The organism is Staphylococcus sp. 231237_7MaSpsaltlick (assembly GCF_043107035.1).
The window spans coordinates 14,479-33,019 of record NZ_JBICNX010000033.1; the positions used below are offsets into that span (position 1 = coordinate 14,479).

At 34.2% G+C, this 18,541-nt stretch carries 13 protein-coding genes; 8 read left to right on the plus strand and 5 right to left on the minus strand.

The window, feature by feature from the left end; all coding sequences use genetic code 11:
• Positions 1-17: 17 nt before the first annotated feature.
• Positions 18-1,586 (plus strand): alanine/glycine:cation symporter family protein, encoded by a 1,569-nt coding sequence (locus ACF91D_RS27345; RefSeq protein ID WP_327621098.1) that lies wholly within the window; start codon positions 18-20, stop codon positions 1,584-1,586.
• 526 nt (positions 1,587-2,112) lie between these two features.
• Here ACF91D_RS27345 and ACF91D_RS27350 read toward each other — a convergent pair.
• Positions 2,113-2,661, minus strand: coding sequence for a helix-turn-helix domain-containing protein (locus ACF91D_RS27350; RefSeq protein ID WP_039069652.1), 549 nt, complete (start codon positions 2,659-2,661; stop codon positions 2,113-2,115).
• A 131-nt stretch (positions 2,662-2,792) separates the two neighbouring features.
• On the opposite strand from ACF91D_RS27350, the gene ACF91D_RS27355 reads away from it, so the two are divergent.
• The 3 genes from ACF91D_RS27355 (at position 2,793) to ACF91D_RS27365 (ending at position 5,466) form a co-directional block, all read left to right on the plus strand.
• Complete coding sequence (locus ACF91D_RS27355; protein WP_107548910.1) at positions 2,793-3,368, plus strand: LysE family transporter; 576 nt, start codon at positions 2,793-2,795, stop codon at positions 3,366-3,368.
• A 371-nt stretch (positions 3,369-3,739) separates the two neighbouring features.
• On the plus strand, positions 3,740-4,789 hold the full coding sequence (locus ACF91D_RS27360) for an ABC transporter permease (RefSeq protein ID WP_039069650.1): 1,050 nt from the start codon (positions 3,740-3,742) through the stop codon (positions 4,787-4,789).
• 14 nt (positions 4,790-4,803) lie between these two features.
• Positions 4,804-5,466, plus strand: coding sequence for an ABC transporter ATP-binding protein (locus tag ACF91D_RS27365; RefSeq protein WP_039069649.1), 663 nt, complete (start codon positions 4,804-4,806; stop codon positions 5,464-5,466).
• 78 nt (positions 5,467-5,544) lie between these two features.
• Here the strand turns inward: ACF91D_RS27365 and ACF91D_RS27370 are convergent, their stop codons facing one another.
• From ACF91D_RS27370 to ACF91D_RS27380, 3 genes are read right to left on the minus strand one after another with little or no spacing between them, the layout of a single operon-like run.
• A complete protein-coding gene (locus ACF91D_RS27370) occupies positions 5,545-6,906 on the minus strand; it encodes a gluconate:H+ symporter (RefSeq protein ID WP_069792996.1) in 1,362 nt (453 codons plus the stop codon).
• Positions 6,907-6,922: 16 nt separating this feature from the next.
• Positions 6,923-8,299, minus strand: a complete 1,377-nt coding sequence (locus ACF91D_RS27375) for a four-carbon acid sugar kinase family protein (protein WP_327621099.1) — start codon at positions 8,297-8,299, stop codon at positions 6,923-6,925.
• A gap of 8 nt (positions 8,300-8,307) precedes the next feature.
• A complete protein-coding gene (locus ACF91D_RS27380; RefSeq protein WP_069792994.1) occupies positions 8,308-9,183 on the minus strand; it encodes an NAD(P)-binding domain-containing protein in 876 nt (291 codons plus the stop codon).
• Between the two features lie 116 nt (positions 9,184-9,299).
• Here ACF91D_RS27380 and ACF91D_RS27385 point away from each other — a divergent pair, with 116 nt between their 5' ends.
• The 4 genes from ACF91D_RS27385 (at position 9,300) to ACF91D_RS27400 (ending at position 12,720) form a co-directional block, all read left to right on the plus strand.
• On the plus strand, positions 9,300-9,917 hold the full coding sequence (locus ACF91D_RS27385) for a GntR family transcriptional regulator (protein WP_069792993.1): 618 nt from the start codon (positions 9,300-9,302) through the stop codon (positions 9,915-9,917).
• A gap of 221 nt (positions 9,918-10,138) precedes the next feature.
• Positions 10,139-11,065 (plus strand): VOC family protein, encoded by a 927-nt coding sequence (locus ACF91D_RS27390; protein ID WP_069792992.1) that lies wholly within the window; start codon positions 10,139-10,141, stop codon positions 11,063-11,065.
• A gap of 13 nt (positions 11,066-11,078) precedes the next feature.
• A complete protein-coding gene (locus ACF91D_RS27395; RefSeq protein ID WP_039069643.1) occupies positions 11,079-12,140 on the plus strand; it encodes an LLM class flavin-dependent oxidoreductase in 1,062 nt (353 codons plus the stop codon).
• Positions 12,141-12,150: 10 nt separating this feature from the next.
• The gene (locus ACF91D_RS27400) at positions 12,151-12,720 is read left to right on the plus strand and encodes an NADPH-dependent FMN reductase (RefSeq protein ID WP_039069642.1); all 570 of its coding nucleotides are present in this window, start codon (positions 12,151-12,153) and stop codon (positions 12,718-12,720) included.
• Between the two features lie 105 nt (positions 12,721-12,825).
• On the opposite strand, the gene ACF91D_RS27405 is transcribed toward ACF91D_RS27400, so the two are convergent.
• Positions 12,826-18,541: GA-like domain-containing protein (locus ACF91D_RS27405; protein ID WP_327621100.1), on the minus strand; the 5,716-nt coding region annotated here is incomplete at its 5' end.

Genomic DNA, 18,541 nt, shown 5'->3' on the forward strand with positions numbered 1-18,541 from the left:
ATGTTAGGAGAATTATTTTGCTTTCAGAGATCATTAGTTTTTTAGATAAAATCATTTGGAGTCCACCGCTCGTCTTTGGATTATTAATTACTGGATTACTATTTTCAATCATGTCTCGTTTTGCACAAATCAGGCAATTTAAAGAAATGATTCGCTTATTATTTAAAGGGGAAAAATCACCACAAGGTATTTCTAGCTTTCAAGCCATATCCCTATCTCTTGCTGGCAGAGTTGGTACTGGGAATATTGTCGGTGTTTCTGCAGCAATTTTTATAGGTGGACCTGGTGCAGTATTTTGGATGTGGGTTACTGCATTAATTGGCGCTAGCACAGCGTTTGTAGAATCCACACTAGGTCAAATCTATAAACAGAAGGAAAACGGAGAGTACAGAGGTGGTCCTGCTTTCTATATAGAGAAAGGTATAGGTGGCAAATTTGGTAAAATATTCGCGCTAGTATTTGCCGGTATTACAGTAATATCTATAGGTTTTTTAATGCCAGGTGTTCAATCCAATGCAATTGCAACTTCTTTGCATAGTGCTTTTAATATTCCAAAATGGATTGTAACAATTTTTCTAATCATACTTCTTGCGCTTATAATATTTGGTGGCATTAAACGCATTGCTAGTATGGCTACGGCAGTGGTCCCATTTATGGCTATTGCGTATATTTTGTTAGCTATTTTAATTATTTGCCTGAATTTAGGAGAAGTGCCAGCATTGTTTGCACTTATATTTAAATCTGCACTGGGGCTACAATCAACATTTGGTGGTATAGTCGGAGCAATGATTGAAATTGGGGTAAAAAGAGGGCTTTATTCTAATGAAGCTGGGCAAGGCACAGGCCCTCATGCAGCTGCGGCAGCTGAAGTATCTCATCCAGCTAAACAAGGACTTGTCCAAGCATTCTCTGCATACATAGATACACTATTTGTTTGCACCGCAACTGCATTAATTATTTTAATGTCAGGTACTTTTAACACAACAGATGGTACCAAAAATATTCACGGATCCCCAAATTTAATAGAGGATAATGGTATTTATGTACAGAATGCAGATGGCTCAAAAGATTATTCGGGTACAGCAATGTATGTTCAATCTGGTATTGATAAAGCATTTCAAGGCTCTGACTACCATTTTGATCCTAATTTTGCTGGCTTTGGCTCATACTTTATAGCTATTGCTTTATTTTTCTTTGCATTTACTACAATTTTGGCATACTCATACATTTCTGAAACAAATATGGCATATCTAACTCGGAAAATGACATCTAAAAAATCAAATTTTTTTATCACTTTAACTCGTTGTATGTTAATTATTGCAACTGCATTTGGAACTTTAAAAACAGCAGATGCTGCTTGGGGTATGGGAGACTTAGGTGTCGGTTTGATGGCATGGTTAAATATCATAGCTATATGGATTCTATTCAAGCCTGCTTTTCACGCTCTAAAGGATTTTGAAAAGCAGAAAAAAGAAAAAGGTTCCGGTAGATTAGCTGTATATCGTCCTACAAACGAAGAAGTTCCCAATGCTGATTTTTGGATAGATAAAGCAAGTAATGAACAAAATTTTTATAAGAACAAGTAATATAAAATTGCAACGTTACAACAATCACTTATGTCTGAAAAGATTCATTGTATTATTACGTTAAATACAAGATCAGGGTGATTATAATAAAGAAATTAAGAAAGAAAAATCTCAGGGTAAAAACAAACGTAAATTTCTATTAAAATAATATATGAACTGACTTCATTTATTTGAAAAAACCAAAGCACTTTCGTTGAATTCATTTAAAATGAATCAGACGGAGGTGTTTTTTCTATGAAAAGAGTGTCTTATTCATTAGAAACAAAGTATAAAACTATTGAAATGACAATTAAAAGATATCATACAAAAGAAATTATGGATAAATTACATATTCACAATAGAACTTAAATTTCACTTTATAACACTGTATATCTCGTTATTAATTCACAATGCATCGAAAGAATTAACCTTTCGTATATTCTAGCATTGCAAATCATATGACCACCATATTATAAAGTAAAATGATAATTTTGTATTATGAGAATTAATTGGCGCTAAAATACTTTCATTACCAACCTACAACTTTTTACTTGTAATCTATAACCATAGAAATGAGTGTAATATCATCACTGTTATTAATATAGCTGTGGGTAATATCAGATTTAAATCTTAAGGCATCTCTCTCTTTTAACGTAATCACTTCATTTTCTAAATGCATTTCTAGTTGACCTTCAATAATGATAATTGATTCTTCTGACCCAGCTAAATGTGGTTCAGAATTTAAGGTAGCACCTGGATCTAACTCAACGTAGAAAAACTCAAATGACTTACTTTTCTCAAATGGGAAATACGGATACACTCTATATTTCCCTTCATTTTCTGTCACTGGTACGATATCTTCTTTTTTCACTTGTATATAGTCAGATTCTGCTTCGCTCATCAGACTACTAAATGACAATTTCAGGCCATTACTAATCTTCCAAACAGTATTAATAGATGGAATTGTATTACCTTTTTCTATTTCATTCAGTGAAGATGTACTCACGCCAGTGAGTTTTGATAATTTTTCCAGACTAATTTTATTTTTCTTTCTATATAAATAAATATTTTTCGCCACAATTTTATGGAATTCCATCATAACTGCCCCTTTTTACATTGACTTTCCTACTTAGCGGATATAAAATCCTTTTAAAAGGATAAATCCTATACATAGGAATTATTACCATTATATTTCCATAGTAAAGGATATCGTGAGGAGAATGCAATTTGTTTATTTCTTTTATCATTTATACATTTTTCATGAGTTATACACCAGGACCAAATAATTTATTAGCTTTGGATGGCACCTTGCGATTAGGTATTAAAGGCACGTTAAAATTCTTGATAGGTATTGGCTTAGGTTTTTTAACTCTTTCACTTCTATGTCTTGTTTTTAGTGAATATATGACGCTTTATTTCACGAGTTTTATATTTATTATAAAATTAGTAGGTTTTGTTTATTTATTATATCTAGCGTATTCAGTATTCAAACATAATTCTAGCGATGCTAACTTGAGCCATACTTATCGTTTGCGTGATGGATTATACCTTCAATACATGAACCCTAAGACTATCGTTTACGTGTTAACCGCAATTGTTACTTATGTCACTACGCAAGATATGACCATTTTTACTTCCGTGAGCTATACAGTTACAATCGCATTTATAGGTGTTTCTGGCGCAGTAGCTTGGGCATTTTTAGGTCTTTGTTTCAAAAAAATACTATTAAAATATAATACTGCCTATAAGATTTGTATGTCATTTTGTCTAGTTATCTTGGCTTTTATGATGCTATTAGAATAATTTTCGATTAACAAACCAACCACTATCTAATTATTTTATTTATAAATTTATGTATATACTTTTAAACTAATATAAAAACGGGAATTATAAATGAGTATTTTATCATATCAACTCATCTAACTATGTTAGAAGTATATCTTATCTACTTCATGCATTATAAAATTGAGCTTTATATTTTAAAATATTTAGTCTGATTGTTATTTATTTCAAAACAAGATACAATTAATTATTGTTATTTTGAAAATGAATGTAGAAAACTTTCAAAAATAGAAATAATAGTTTCTTACTTACATAACTAAATTTTGATGTATAAATCTTTTTATACAGTTTCCGTTGATTTATTTAACTCTTAATTGAATAGGTGGTTACATATGTTTTTAGCTTGGAATGAAATTAAACGTAATAAATTAAAATTCAGCTTAATCATTGGTGTATTAATTATGATTAGTTACCTACTTTTCTTATTATCAGGCTTGGCAAGTGGTCTGATGAACATGAATAGAGAAGCTATTGATAAATGGGATGCCGATGCAATCGTATTAAATAAGGATGCAAATCAGACAGTTGAACAATCCATCTTCAACAAATCTAAAGTAGAAAACACTTATAAACAACAAACGACACTAAAACAAACCGGCGTTATCGTATCAAATGGTAAACAAGAAGAAAATGCGCTTCTTTTTGGTGTTAAATCTGATACCTTCTTACTACCTAAAATCATTGAAGGACAAAAAGTAAGCGCCGAAAATGAAGTTGTTGCCGATAAAACTTTAAAAGATAAAGGATTCAAGATAGGTGATAAGTTAACGTTATCGCAATCAGACGAAAAATTAAAAATTGTAGGCTTCAGTGAAAGCGCAAAATATAATGCTTCACCAGTACTTTTTTCAAATGATAAAACTATCCAAAACATTAATCCATCATTAGCAGAAGATAAAACAAATGCCGTGGTAGTAAAAGACAAAAATTGGAAACAAAAATCTTTAGATAACGACTTAGAAGCCATCGAAATTGAGAAATTCATTGAAAATTTACCTGGTTACCAAGCACAAAATCTAACTTTAAACTTTATGATTACATTTTTATTCATAATTTCTGCAACAGTCATTGCTATATTTTTATATGTCATTACATTGCAAAAAACAAATCTCTTTGGTGTTTTAAAAGCACAAGGTTTCACAAATGGTTATCTAGCAAAAGTCGTATTATCACAAACTTTTATAATTGCACTCATTGGCACAATTATAGGCCTTGCACTTACGATATTGACAGGTTTCTTTTTACCTGATGCGGTTCCAATTAAATTTAGTTTTGTTACATTAGCAATATACGGTATTGTACTTATTATGGTTTCACTTATTGGAAGCCTCTTCTCGATTTTAACAATTAGAAAAGTTGATCCACTCAAAGCGATTAGTTAACTAGGAGGTATTAAATGCTAGAATTTAAAGATGTTACTAAATACTTTAAAGATGGTAATCAGACCATTGAAGCTGTCAAACCTACGACTGTCAATTTTGATAAAAATGAACTTATCGCTATTATAGGGCCTTCTGGTTCTGGAAAAAGCACATTTTTAACAATGGCAGGCGCATTGCAGACGCCTACATCTGGAGAAATTATCATCAACAATAAAAACATTTCACAGATGAACCAAAAATCATTATCCAATACACGTATGCAAGAAATAGGATTCATTCTACAAGCAACCAATCTCGTTCCTTTTTTGACAGTAAAACAGCAATTTAAATTATTACAAAAACAAAAAAAGGATGTTCTAACATCAAGTGAATATACCCAACTTATGGAACAACTTAATCTCAAAGTAATAGAAAATAAATTACCAAGTGAGATATCTGGCGGGCAAAAACAACGTGTCGCTATCGCTAAAGCTTTATATACAAAGCCTTCACTTATATTAGCGGATGAACCTACCGCTTCTTTAGATACAGATAATGCTATGGAAGTAATGAATATTTTGAAAGAACAAACCGTTCAACACAACAAGACTTGTATCGTTGTAACACACGATGAACGTTTAACTTCATTCTGCGATCGTGTATATCATATGGAAGATGGTACTTTGCAACTGACTTAATCATTTAATAATCTTTTTATAATAAAAAAGAGCGAGGCTTCAATCAAACTGGATTGAGGTCTCACTCTTCTTTTTATTTTATACGATAAAATTCACAATTAAAATTAATCCTAAACCTATAACTGATAAAATGGACTCTAATAAGGTCCAAGTTAAAAATGTTTCTTTCATAGTTAAACCAAAATATTCTTTAAACATCCAAAAGCCTGCATCATTCACATGTGAACAGAAAATACTTCCAGCTCCAATGGCTAAAACGACTAATGAAATGTTTACGTCTGTTGACTGTAATAATGGTAAAACAATACCCACCGACGAAATTGCTGCAACTGTTGTTGACCCTAATGCTGTACGTAATAGCGCTGCAGCTAGCCAAGCAAGAATAAGCGGCGACATTTCAGTGCCTTTAAATATCTCGGAAATGGTATCACCTACACCACCATCAATTAGTATCTGTTTGAATGTTCCGCCACCACCAATAATAAGAATGAGCATTGCAATAGGGGTAATGGCATTCGAAACGGTATCCATAATTTGTTTCATGCTCTGTTTCCTTCTAACCCCCATAGAATAAATTGCAAATAATACAGCAATCAACATTGCAGTTACAGATGTTCCAATAAAGTAAATGAATCCTTCAAAACCGCTTGCTTTTCCGTCTTCATTACCGGTAATTAACTGCACGATTGTAGCTAATAACATTAAGATAACAGGTGCTAGAGCCGTGAGCAAACTCATACCAAAACTTGGTAAATCCTTGTTTTCAAACACTTTAAACTCACCGACAGCCGCTTGGTTGCCTTCTCTTTTAAAAGCTTCGGGTGTTAATTTATGTGCAATTTTTGGAAAAATACCTCCAACAATAATTGCTAAAGGTATACCGATAATAACGCCATACATCAATACATGACCAATATTAGCATTTACCGCTTCTGAAATTGCAACTGGGCCTGGATGTGGTGGTAAAAAACCATGTGTTACTGCTATAGAGGTTGCCATCGGAAGACCAACTGTTAAATTTGAAATCTGCATTCTTTTAGCTAATGTAAATACTAAAGGAATCAATAACACGAATGCTACTTCCAAGAATAGCGATATCCCAATAATAAATGACGCGATAATCATTGCCCACGTCACATATTTCTTACCAAACACATTAATTAATGTATCGGCAATACGTGTAGCGCCGCCGCCATCTGACAATAACTTACCTAATATAGAGCCTAACCCAAAAATGATTGCAATATGCCCTAACGTATCACCCATTCCTTTTTCAATTGTAGTTACAATTGTATCTAACGGCATCCCCAGTAATACACCAGTTAGCATTGAAGTAATGATTAGTGCAATAAACGTATTAAGTTTAAACCACATAATTAACATTAATAATATGAGTACCCCAATCACAACAGCAACTAACGGCCAAAATTCTCCCATCATGTAATTCCCCTACTTTCTATATCTCTTTCGTATTTATCTTATATACAGTTGTTAACGTATCTTCATCACCAATATTTCCTGGGAAAATAACATAAGGCATTTGACTATATTTTGCTTCTTCTCCTGTTAGCCATACTGGTACACCTTGCGTTATTTGACCGATAACACACGCTTTTTTAATATTCAGTCCTTTAGTGGCAACGTCGCTAGAAGTAATACCACCTTTAGCAATAATGAATCTTGGCTTTACTTTTAACCCTTGTACAATACCAACTAATGCATTTGAAATATTCGTAGAAATACTTAAATTATTCGTTAAATCTTCTGTTTTTATTACATCTCTTGAAGTATAAACGACGACATCTCTCCCCGTTTGAATAAACGATGACACCTTTTCTATCTGTTGGTTTATGTACGATTGTAAATCATTTGTAGTTACTGCTTTCACATCAAATTCAATGGACGCAATATTAGTATTTGTTAATAAATGTTGAAGTTGCGATGAAGTTTTTTTAACATGTGATCCTACAATCATAAGCCCACCATTAGTTTGATTACTAAAATGATTTAAATTAATAATTTCGCCTGGCGTTTCACACATAGCTTTAACAAATGACGCAGCTGTTCTAAACATGAATTTTTTATCATTGTTTCCTAAAAATGCAGTTAAACATGACACGAAATAATCCATATCTTCATCATTTAATGCATCGACAATAACAGCATCAAAATTTGAAATACTACTAAGTACTTCATTAATTGATTTATCATCACGTTCACGTATTTGTGATAAGCGAATATGTTTTACGTCATTAGCATTAATTTCTCCATGACTTTTTTCTTCAATAAAGCTTGCCATTGTTCTACTATTAAATCCAAATGTAGTATCATTTGCAAACTCACTTTCAGACACAGGCATATACGTGTCGCCTTCTCTTAAGTAATGAACACCTTCAAATGTGTAACGTTTACCTTCAAAGAACGCCGGTATATAAAACACGCCATCAAATTGTTCATCTGAAGCTCCACTCAAGACTTTCGGCTCTAAATAAAAATGGCCTCTTAGTGTGGAATCCCCTCTACTTATTACAATGTATGGATGATCTAATCGTTGTGAAACTCGTGCTATATTTCTGCTAATTTCTTGATGTAATTCTGTTGTTTCTTGTTCATTTAACGCTCTAGAATTCGTTAATATATAAAACATATGGTTTTCTTGCTTAAATCCATCTTCAATTAACGATTCCGACCATTCTGTATACACAGGTAAGTCTTTTACTGTTTGAGTACCAGTTGGGTCGTCATCTAGGACAATAATTTTATATTTAAAAGTATTAAGATTTTTTGAAATAACATCATGCTTCATTTCATTTATTAAACGTTCAGTTAACATCTTTTCACCTACATATTATTTATATTTTCAAAGTATTTTATAATGCCAGAATGGTCATTCATACCATTACCGTGAGCAACTTCTGATTTATATATTTCTTTCACTTGATTTGCTATAGGTAATGTAAGACCAACTGTATCCGCTGTTGAACTCACGTTCTTCATATCTTTTAAATTTATATTTAACGTGCCCCCAGGTTGATAATCTTCCTCAATCATTTTTGGAAACTTCGCATCCATTACACTAGAACCTGCTAAACCACCTTTAATTGCTTCATACATATTTGCTAAATCTATATCAAATTTTTTCGCTAATACTACTGCTTCTGAAAGCGCCGCAATATTGGTATTAACTATAATTTGATTTGCTAATTTTACTACGCTACCAGCACCAACGTCTCCAACTCTTATAACCGATGCAGCAATAGGTTCTAAAACTTTTTGAACTTCCGGTAAATCCGTTTTTGCGCAACCAATCATCACTGATAATTCACCTGTTATAGCTAAAGGTTCTCCTCCACTTACGGGAGCATCCATATATTTAACTTGTCTTGTTTCAAGCACTTTACTTATTTCCAATGATTCATTAGGCGTTAGTGAACTAGTATCAACAACAGCTTTTACTTTAATATCTGTTTGCTTTAATATTGCATCTTCACCACTATATAAAACAGCCTTTACTATCGCACCATTTGGTAATGATGTAATAACATAGTCAGCTTGTTGAGCCATTTGTTGTACTGAAACAGCATTTGCGCCTCGCATCACTACTTCGTGTTCTGCCTCTTTATTTAAATCATTAACAAGAACAGTTACGTTCGCTTTTAATAAATTTTCTACCATGGGCTTGCCCATAATACCTAAACCTATAAATCCTACTTTCACAATCAACACCCTTTCTGAAAACGTTTACAACGATAATTGTATACTAAAACATTAAAAATGTATACATTTTATTACTAATTTTTTTATAGTACACTTAATGTAATGAGGTGAGTTAATTGAATAATAGTGAATTAACAATTTATCAAAGAATAAGAAATGATATCATTTCTGGAGCTTTTAAAAAGGACGAGAAAATTACCGAAGCTAAGCTTGCTAAAAAGTATGAAGTTAGTCGAACACCAATTCGTGAAGCTTTAAAACAACTAGAATTAGAATACTTTATTAAAAACGCTTATATTTTCATACCAACTACTGAAGAATATAGACAGATATTTGAAATGCGTATTTTATTAGAAACACATGCCTTAAAAAAAGCTGCTATTGTTTATACAACATCAGATTTAGAAGAATTAAAAAGCTACACTGAGATAGATATTGAAGTGGAAGATGAAGCTAAAATCATTGAAATCAATGATAAATTTCATCAGAAAATCATCGCTGCTACGAATAACCAATTTATTCTAGATACATACCAGAAGTATAAGAGTTTCATTTATTTATTTAGTCAAACTGTAATTAACAAACGTCGTCCTGGCTTAATAGAAGAACATAAAGCCATTGTTTCAGCGCTTTATGATAGAGATATTAATTTAGCTGTCACGTTACTCGAAGACCATTTAAAAAACGACTTAGAATTCAGCCTTTATTATTTAGAATTTAAGAACAATAAATAATTTAAAAAGACACGAAATTTTAATAGTTTCGTGTCTTTTTATGAAGTGAAAATTAATTTATAGTCGCTGAATTATCGTACGCAAATCATTAGCATTGATTTTCTGTTAAACAAGGTATATATTATTGGCAACAAGTATATTTTTTATACCTGTAGTTTATATATAACGTAAACAGGTAATAATTAATACAATGGTAACTATTACATTTATGGGGGTGCTTTATGAATATCATTGGCCATCATCACATTTCAATGTATACAAAAGATGCGCAAATCAATAAAGAATTTTATACTCAAATTTTAGGGTTACGTTTAGTTGAAAAATCTGTAAATCAAGATAATCCTACGATGTATCATTTGTTTTTTGGAGATGAAATTGGTTCTGCTGGAACATTGCTGAGCTTTTTTGAAATACCTAATCTAGGAAAAAATCGCCCAGGTACCAATTCAATTCATCGTATATGTTTATTAATCCCTGATGTATCCTCTTTAATTTATTTTCAAGCTCGATTAGAAGATAACAATGTAGCTACGACAAATATGACATATTTAAATCAACAAGCCTTGTTATTTAAAGATCCAGATGATTTAGAGGTTATACTAATCGTTAACAATCAATATAATATACCAAAAACATGGCGCAAGAACCCATACTCAGATATTCCTACAAAGCATCAAATTTTAGGTATGGGTCCTGTAGAATTACGACTACGTGATACTCAAAAAACAATTAATTTTTTACAGCAAGAATTGCGTTATACTCTAAGAAAAGATACAGAGGAAACAGTTATGACCTTAGATGAAAATGGTTTGTACTCAGACTTTGTAATCTTCGAACAGCAAGGTGAGCGCGCTAGACCTGGTCAAGGCTACGTACACCACATAGCTGTAAATACACCCAGAGATTCAAATTTAGAAGCTATTTTATCAACAATTAATCAAAACCCTGGAAACAATAGTGGTATTATTGATCGTTACTTTTTCAAATCATTATACTACCGACATAATAGTATCATGTATGAATTTGCAACAGAATCCCCTGGTTTCACAGTAGACACAGCTATTGAGAATTTGGGTGAACAACTCAACTTACCAGATTTTATGGAAGAGCAACGTACTCAAATTGAATCACAATTACACGATTTATAAAGGATGATGATATATGGCTATTTTAAAAATGAATGAAAATACTCCATTAGAATTTGGGCTTTATTCACTTGGAGACCACCTTCTCAACCCTCATAATGGTGAAAAAGTAAGCTATGAACAACGTATACAAGAATTAATCGAGGCAAGTCAATTAGCAGAACAAGCAGGTATAGATGTATTCGGTGTGGGAGAAAGTCACCAAGAGCACTTTACTACACAAGCACATACGGTGGTATTAGGTGCTATAGCGCAAGCGACTAATAAAATTAAAATATCTAGTTCTTCTTCAATTATAAGCGCAGCAGACCCAGTTAGAATATTTGAAGATTTTGCGACATTAGACCTAATATCACATGGAAGAGCAGAAATAGTAGCAGGTAGAGCTTCTCGTACAGGTATCTTTGATTTATTTGGCTTAGATTTAAATAATTATGATGAGCTTTATGAAGAAAAATTGAACTTACTGTTAGAATTGAACAAAACCGATAAAATCACTTGGTCTGGTAAATTCAGACCAGATTTAAATAATATGAAAATTTTCCCTAGACCGATAGATGATAAATTACCAATTTGGCGTGCTGTAGGCGGGCCAGCAGCAAGCGCTATCAAAGCGGGACGACAAGGTATCCCAATGATGATTACAACACTAGGTGGGCCAGCGATGACATTTAAAGATTCAATAGATGAATACCGATTAACTGCAAAAGAACATGGTTTCGATACTTCACCACAATCTTTACCAGTTTCCACTGCTAGTTTATTCTATACTGCTGAAACAACTCAATTAGCTTTAAAAGAATATTACCCGCACCTTAACGTTGGTATGTCATTTATAAGAGGAGCTGGATATCCAAAACAACAATTTGCTAACGCCCCTGATTATAGAGATGCCTTAATGGTCGGCAGTCCACAACAAATCATTGAAAAAATACTTTACCAACACGAACTTTATAATCATCAAAGATTTATGGCTCAAATTGATTTTGGTGGCGTACCTTTTGATAAAATTATGAAAAATATAGAACTCATTGGTAATGAAATCATTCCAGGTGTTAAAAAACATTTGAACAAATAGGAGGTATACAATGAAGAACGTCGTGCTACTTTCTGGTTCTACAGTTGGCTCTAAAACAAGTACTGCTATGAAATATCTAAACGAAGCCATTACAAATCAAGATGATACACTAAACATCCAATTATTCGATTTAAAGAATTTAGATTTATCTTTTAGTGATGGACGAAATTACTTGGACTATTCTGGAGACACATTAGAATTAACTACTGCTTTAATGCAAGCTGATATTATTTTTATAGGTTTTCCAATCTTTCAAGCATCTATACCAGGAACACTTAAAAACGTATTTGATTTACTTCCTGTTAATGCATTTAGAGATAAAGTCGTTGGTATTGTGGCCACAGCGGGTTCTCCAAAACATTATTTAATTGCTGAAACACAATTAAAACCAATATTAAGCTATATGAAAGCACACGTTATGCAAACTTATGTATTTATCGAAGAACGTGATTTTTCTAATGGCACTATCGTTAATGATGACATTATATTTAGAATTAATGAGTTAGCAACATCAACATTACGTGTTTCTAAGCTATATAATCAACTTTTAGAAGAAGAAAATAGCCAATATGATTTTTAAATCATAATCGTATTAATGTTTTAGCTATCTATAAATTTAAAGATCCGAGACATAAATTTATGCCTCGGATCTTTTTTGACCTATAAAAATAGTCATTATTAAATTTTAGCTATTATTTTCTGTGTCTTTCTTTTTTTCTTGTCGTTTTCTTAAGAGCATCATTGAACCTATAGTGCCAAGTAAAGCACCAAAAATCCAGCTATCTTTATTTTTTCCACCTGTATTTGGTAAATGAGCTATTGAATGCATACTATGTTCAGAATGTTCATTAGTTTCATCCTTCATTATTTGTAAATGATTTGAAACTACATTTAATGGTTGCAACCCTGTGTTATATCTATGCAGATGTGTTTGAGGTCTATCATCTAATGAAACATTATCTCTATCATTTAAAGTTTGTACTTTTACATTTTTATTTATACGCTTATGTGAGTTTGAATTTTTGATAGTATTGTCTAAATGTTTGTTTGCCATATTATGATTCTGACCTTTTACAGTTGGTGATTCTATATCTAATATACCATTGCCGTCTTTATCATTAACTTCTGGTGAAGTCACTGAACCAATTTGATCTAAACGTGTTTGTAGTGCATCTTTACCTATTGTGCCGTTTGGTACATCGTTCAGTTTTTCTGACGCATTTGTTTTTGCTATTTCTAACTCTTCAATTAATTGGTCTAACTCGGCTTTTTCACTTGGATTAATTAAATTATCGGATGTGATTTCTGCTAACTTATTATCGACGGCTTTCTTAGCTTGTTCTACTGCCGTAATTGCTTGTGCTGCCTCTGATAATTGTTCTGTATCTAAGACGCCGTTACTGTCTTGATCATTCACTTCTGGTGCTGTTACTGAGTCAATTTGATCTAAACGTGTTTGTAACTCATCTTTACCTGTTGTACCGTCTGGTACACTGCTCAATTTTTCAGAAGCATTTGTTTTTGCTGTTTCTAACGCTTCAATTAATTTATCTAATTCAGCTTTCTCATTTGGATTTACTAAGTTATCAGACGTAATCTCAGATAACTTATTATCGACGGCTTTCTTAGCTTCTTCTACTGCTTCAATTGCTTGTGCTGCCTCTGATAATTGTTCAGTGTCTAAAACACCGTTACTATCTTGATCATTAACTTCTGGTAAAGTCACTGAACCAATTTGATCTAAACGTGTTTGTAATCCATCTTTGCCTGTTGTACCGTTTGGTACACTGTTTAATTTCGTTGAAGCTTCTGCTTTCGCTGTTTCTAATGCTTCGATGAGTTGATCTAACTCAGCTTTTTCACTTGGATTTACTAATCCATCCGATGTGATTTCAGACAACTTATTATCTGCAGTTTGTTTAGCTTGTTCCACTGCCGCAATTGCTTGTGCTGCCTCAGACTGTTGGTCTGTATCTAGCACGCCATTGCTATCTTGGTCATTTACTTCTGGCAAAGTTACTGAATCAATTTGATCTAGACGTGTTTGTAATTCATCTTTGCCTGGTGTGCCAGTTGGTACTTTGTTTAGTTTCGTTGAAGCATCTACTTTAGCTGTTTCTAACGTTTCGATGAGTTGATCTAATTCGAATTTCTCTTCTGGATTAATTAATCCGTCCGATGTGATTTCAGTTAACTTATTATCGACGGCTTTCTTAGCTTTTTCCACTGCTTCAATTGCTTCTTCTGCCTCTGATAACTGCTCTGTATTTAAGACGCCGTTACTGTCTTGATCATTCACTTTTGGTGAAGTCACTGTACCAATTTGATTTAAGCGTGTTTGTAGTTCATCTTTACCTGTTGTACCGTTTGGTACATTATTCAATTTCGTCGAAGCTTCTACTTTCGCTGTTTCTAATGCTTCGATGAGTTGATCTAACTTAGCTTTCTCCTCTGGGTTTACTAATCCATCAGATGTAACTTCAGATAACTTATTATCGACGGCTTTCTTAGCTTCTTCTACTGCCGTAATTGCTTCTTCTGCTTTAGACAACTGCTCTGTATCTAAAACCCCATTGGCGTCTTGATCATTTACTTCTGGTGCTGTTACTGAGTCAATTTGATCTAAACGTGTTTGTAACTCATCTTTACCTGTTGTACCGTTTGGTACACTGCTCAATTTCGTCGAAGCATCTGCCTTAGCTGTTTCTAATGCTTCGATGAGTTGATCTAACTTAGCTTTCTCCTCTGGGTTTACTAAAACATCCGCTGTGATTTCCGCTAACTTATCGTCTGCAACTTGCTTAGCTTCTTCCACTGCTTCAATTGCTTGTTCCGCCTCAGACAGTTGGTCTGTGTCTAACACGCCATTACTATCTCTATCATTTACTTTTGGTGCTGTTACTGAGTCAATTTGATCTAGGCGTGTTTGTAGTGCATCTTTGCCTGTTATACCATCTGGTACATTGTTTAATTTCGTCAAAGCTTCTACTTTAGCTGTTTCTAATGCTTCGATGAGTTGTTCTAATTCGGCTTTTTCTTCTGGGTTTACTAAGCTATCCGATGTGATTTCAGTTAACTTGTTATCTACGGCTTTCTTAGCTTGTTCTACTGCTTCAATTGCTTCTTCTGCCTCTGATAATTGTTCAGTGTCTAAAATACCATTACTATCTCTATCATTTACTTCTGGCGCTACCACTGAGTCAATTTCAACTAAACGTGTTTGTAACTCATCTTTGCCTGTTGTACCGTCTGGTACACTGTTCAATTTCGTCGAAGCTTCTGCTTTTGCCCTTTCTAATGCCTCAATTAATTCCTCTAATTCGGCTTTCTCGCTCGGGTTAATCAAATTATCGGCTGTGATTTCAGACAACTTATTATCTGCAGCTTGTTTAGCTTGTTCTACTGCTTCAATTGCTTGTTCCGCCTCTGATAACTGCTCAGTATCTAGTACACCATTGCCGTCTTGATCATTCACTTCTGGCGCTGTCACTGAATCAATTTGTTCTAGACGTGTTTGTAGTTCATCTTTACCTGTTGTACCGTCTGGTACATTGTTTAATTTCGTTGAAGCTTCTACTTTAGCTGTTTCTAACGTTTCGATAAGTTGATCTAATTCGAATTTCTCTTCTGTATTAATTAATCCGTCCGATGTGATTTCAGACAACTTATTATCTACGACTTTCTTAGCTTCTTCTACTGCCGTAATTGCTTCTTCTGCCTCTGATAACTGCTCTGTATCTAGTACACCATTGCCATCTTGATCATTTACTTCTGGGATTGTCACTGAACCAATTTGGTCTAAACGAGTTTGTAATGCGTCTTTACCTGTTGTACCGTCTGGTACACTGTTCAATTTCGTTGAAGCTTCTGCTTTTGCCGTTTCTAATGTCTCAATTAATTTCTCTAATTCGGTTTTCTCGCTCGGATTAATCAAATTATCGGATGTGATTTCTGTCAACTTGTTAGCTGCGATTTTCTTAGCTTCTTCCGCTGCTTGAATTGTTTGTTCCGCCTCAGATAACTGCTCGGTATCTAGTACACCATTACTATCTTGATCATTTACTTCTGGGATTGTCACTGAACCGATTTGGTCTAAGCGAGTTTGTAATCCATCTTTACCTGTTGTAGCGTTTGGTACACTGCTCAATTTCGTCGAAGCATCTGCCTTAGCTGTTTCTAAAGCTTCGATAAGTTTATCTAACTCGGCTTTTTCGCTTGGGTTAACCAAATTATCGGCTGTGACTTCTGCTAACTTATTATTGACAGCTTTTTTAGCTTCTTCTACTGCCGTAATTGCTTCTTCTGCCTCTGATAACTGCTCTGTATCTAGTACACCATTGCCATCTTGATCATTCACTTCTGGCGCTGTCACTGAATCAATTTGATCTAGACGTGTTTGTAATCCGTCTTTACCTGTTGTACCATCTGGTACATTATTTAATTTCGTTAAAGCATCTGCTTTCGCTGTTTCTAATGCTTCGATGAGTTGATCTAACTCAGCTTTCTCCTCTGGATTTACTAATCCACCCGCTGTGATCTCAGACAACTTATTATCTACAGCGCTCTTAGCTTGTTCTACTGCTTCAATTGCTTGCTCTGCCTCTGATAACTGCTCTGTATCTAGCACGCTATTACCATCTTGGTCATTTACCTCAGGCGCTGTTACTGAACCAATTTGATCTAGACGTGTTTGTAATGCGTCTTTACCTGTTGTACCGTCTGGTACACTGTTCAATTTCGTTGAAGCTTCTGCTTTCGCTGTTTCTAACGCTCCGATAAGTTGATCTAACTCAGCTTTCTCCTCTGGATTTACTAATCCATCCGATGTGATTTCAGTTAACTTGTTATCTACAGCGCTCTTAGCTTCTTCCGCTGCTTCAATCGCTTGCTCCGCCTCTGATAATTGGTCTGTGTCTAAAACCCCATTACTATCTTGATCATTTACTTCTGGGATTGTCACTGAACCAATTTGATCTAGACGTGTTTGTAATCCATCTTTGCCTGTTGTACCGTCTGGTACACTGTTCAATTTCGTTGAAGCATCTGCTTTCGCTGTTTCTAACGCTCCGATAAGTTGATCTAACTCAGCTTTCTCCTCTGGATTTACTAATCCACCCGCTGTGATCTCAGACAACTTATTATCTACAGCGCTCTTAGCTTGTTCTACTGCTTCAATTGCTTGCTCTGCCTCTGATAACTGCTCTGTATCTAGCACGCTATTACCATCTTGGTCATTTACCTCAGGCGCTGTTACTGAACCAATTTGATCTAAACGTGTTTGTAATGCGTCTTTACCTGTTGTACCGTCTGGTACACTGTTCAATTTCGTTGAAGCTTCTGCTTTCGCTGTTTCTAACGCTCCGATAAGTTGATCTAACTCAGCTTTCTCCTCTGGATTTACTAATCCATCCGATGTGATTTCAGTTAACTTGTTATCTACAGCGCTCTTAGCTTGTTCTACTGCTTCAATTGCTTGTTCCGCCTCTGATAATTGGTCTGTGTCTAAAACCCCATTACTATCTCTATCATTTACTTCTGGTGCTGTTACTGAGTCAATTTGATCTAAGCGTGTTTGTAACTCATCTTTACCTGTTGTACCGTCTGGTACATTGTTTAATTTCGTTAAAGCATCTGCTTTCGCTGTTTCTAACGCTCCGATAAGTTGATCTAACTCAGCTTTTTCACTTGGATTTACTAAGTTATCAGACGTAATCTCAGACAACTTGTTAGCTGCTGCTTTTTTAGCTTCTTCTACTGCCATAATTGCTTGTTCTGCCTCTGATAATTGTTCAGTGTCTAAAACTCCATTACTATCTCTATCATTTACTTCTGGTGCTGTTACTGAGTCAATTTGATCTAAACGTGTTTGTAACTCATCCTTACCTGTCGTACCGTTTGGTACATTGTTTAATTTCGTTAAAGCATCTGCTTTCGCTGTTTCTAACGCTCCGATAAGTTGATCTAACTCAGCTTTCTCCTCTGGATTTACTAATCCATCCGATGTGATTTCAGATAACTTATTGTCTGCAGCTTGCTTAGCTTGTTCTACTGCTTCAATTGCTTGCTCCGCCTCTGATAATTGGTCTGTGTCTAAAACCCCATTACTATCTCTATCATTTACTTCTAGTACTGTCACTGAACCAATTTGGTCTAGACGTGTTTGTAACTCATCCTTACCTGTCGTACCGTTTGGTACACTGTTCAATTTCGCTGAAGCTTCTGCTTTCGCTGTTTCTAATGCTTCAATTAGTTGATCTAACTCAGCTTTTTCACTTGGATTTACTAATCCATCCGATGTGATTTCAGATAACTTATTGTCTGCAGCTTGCTTAGCTTGTTCTACTGCTTCAATTGCTTGCTCCGCCTCTGATAATTGGTCTGTGTCTAAAACCCCATTACTA

Bases quoted from the DNA above. Each gene is read 5' to 3' on its own strand.
- ACF91D_RS27350 (WP_039069652.1), bottom strand. From the start codon at position 2,661: ATGGAATTCCATAAAATTGTGGCGAAAAATATTTATTTATATAGAAAG.
- ACF91D_RS27360 (WP_039069650.1), top strand. From the start codon at position 3,740: ATGTTTTTAGCTTGGAATGAAATTAAACGTAATAAATTAAAATTCAGC.
- ACF91D_RS27365 (WP_039069649.1), top strand. From the start codon at position 4,804: ATGCTAGAATTTAAAGATGTTACTAAATACTTTAAAGATGGTAATCAG.
- ACF91D_RS27370 (WP_069792996.1), bottom strand. From the start codon at position 6,906: ATGATGGGAGAATTTTGGCCGTTAGTTGCTGTTGTGATTGGGGTACTC.
- ACF91D_RS27375 (WP_327621099.1), bottom strand. From the start codon at position 8,299: ATGTTAACTGAACGTTTAATAAATGAAATGAAGCATGATGTTATTTCA.
- ACF91D_RS27390 (WP_069792992.1), top strand. From the start codon at position 10,139: ATGAATATCATTGGCCATCATCACATTTCAATGTATACAAAAGATGCG.
- ACF91D_RS27395 (WP_039069643.1), top strand. From the start codon at position 11,079: ATGGCTATTTTAAAAATGAATGAAAATACTCCATTAGAATTTGGGCTT.
- ACF91D_RS27400 (WP_039069642.1), top strand. From the start codon at position 12,151: ATGAAGAACGTCGTGCTACTTTCTGGTTCTACAGTTGGCTCTAAAACA.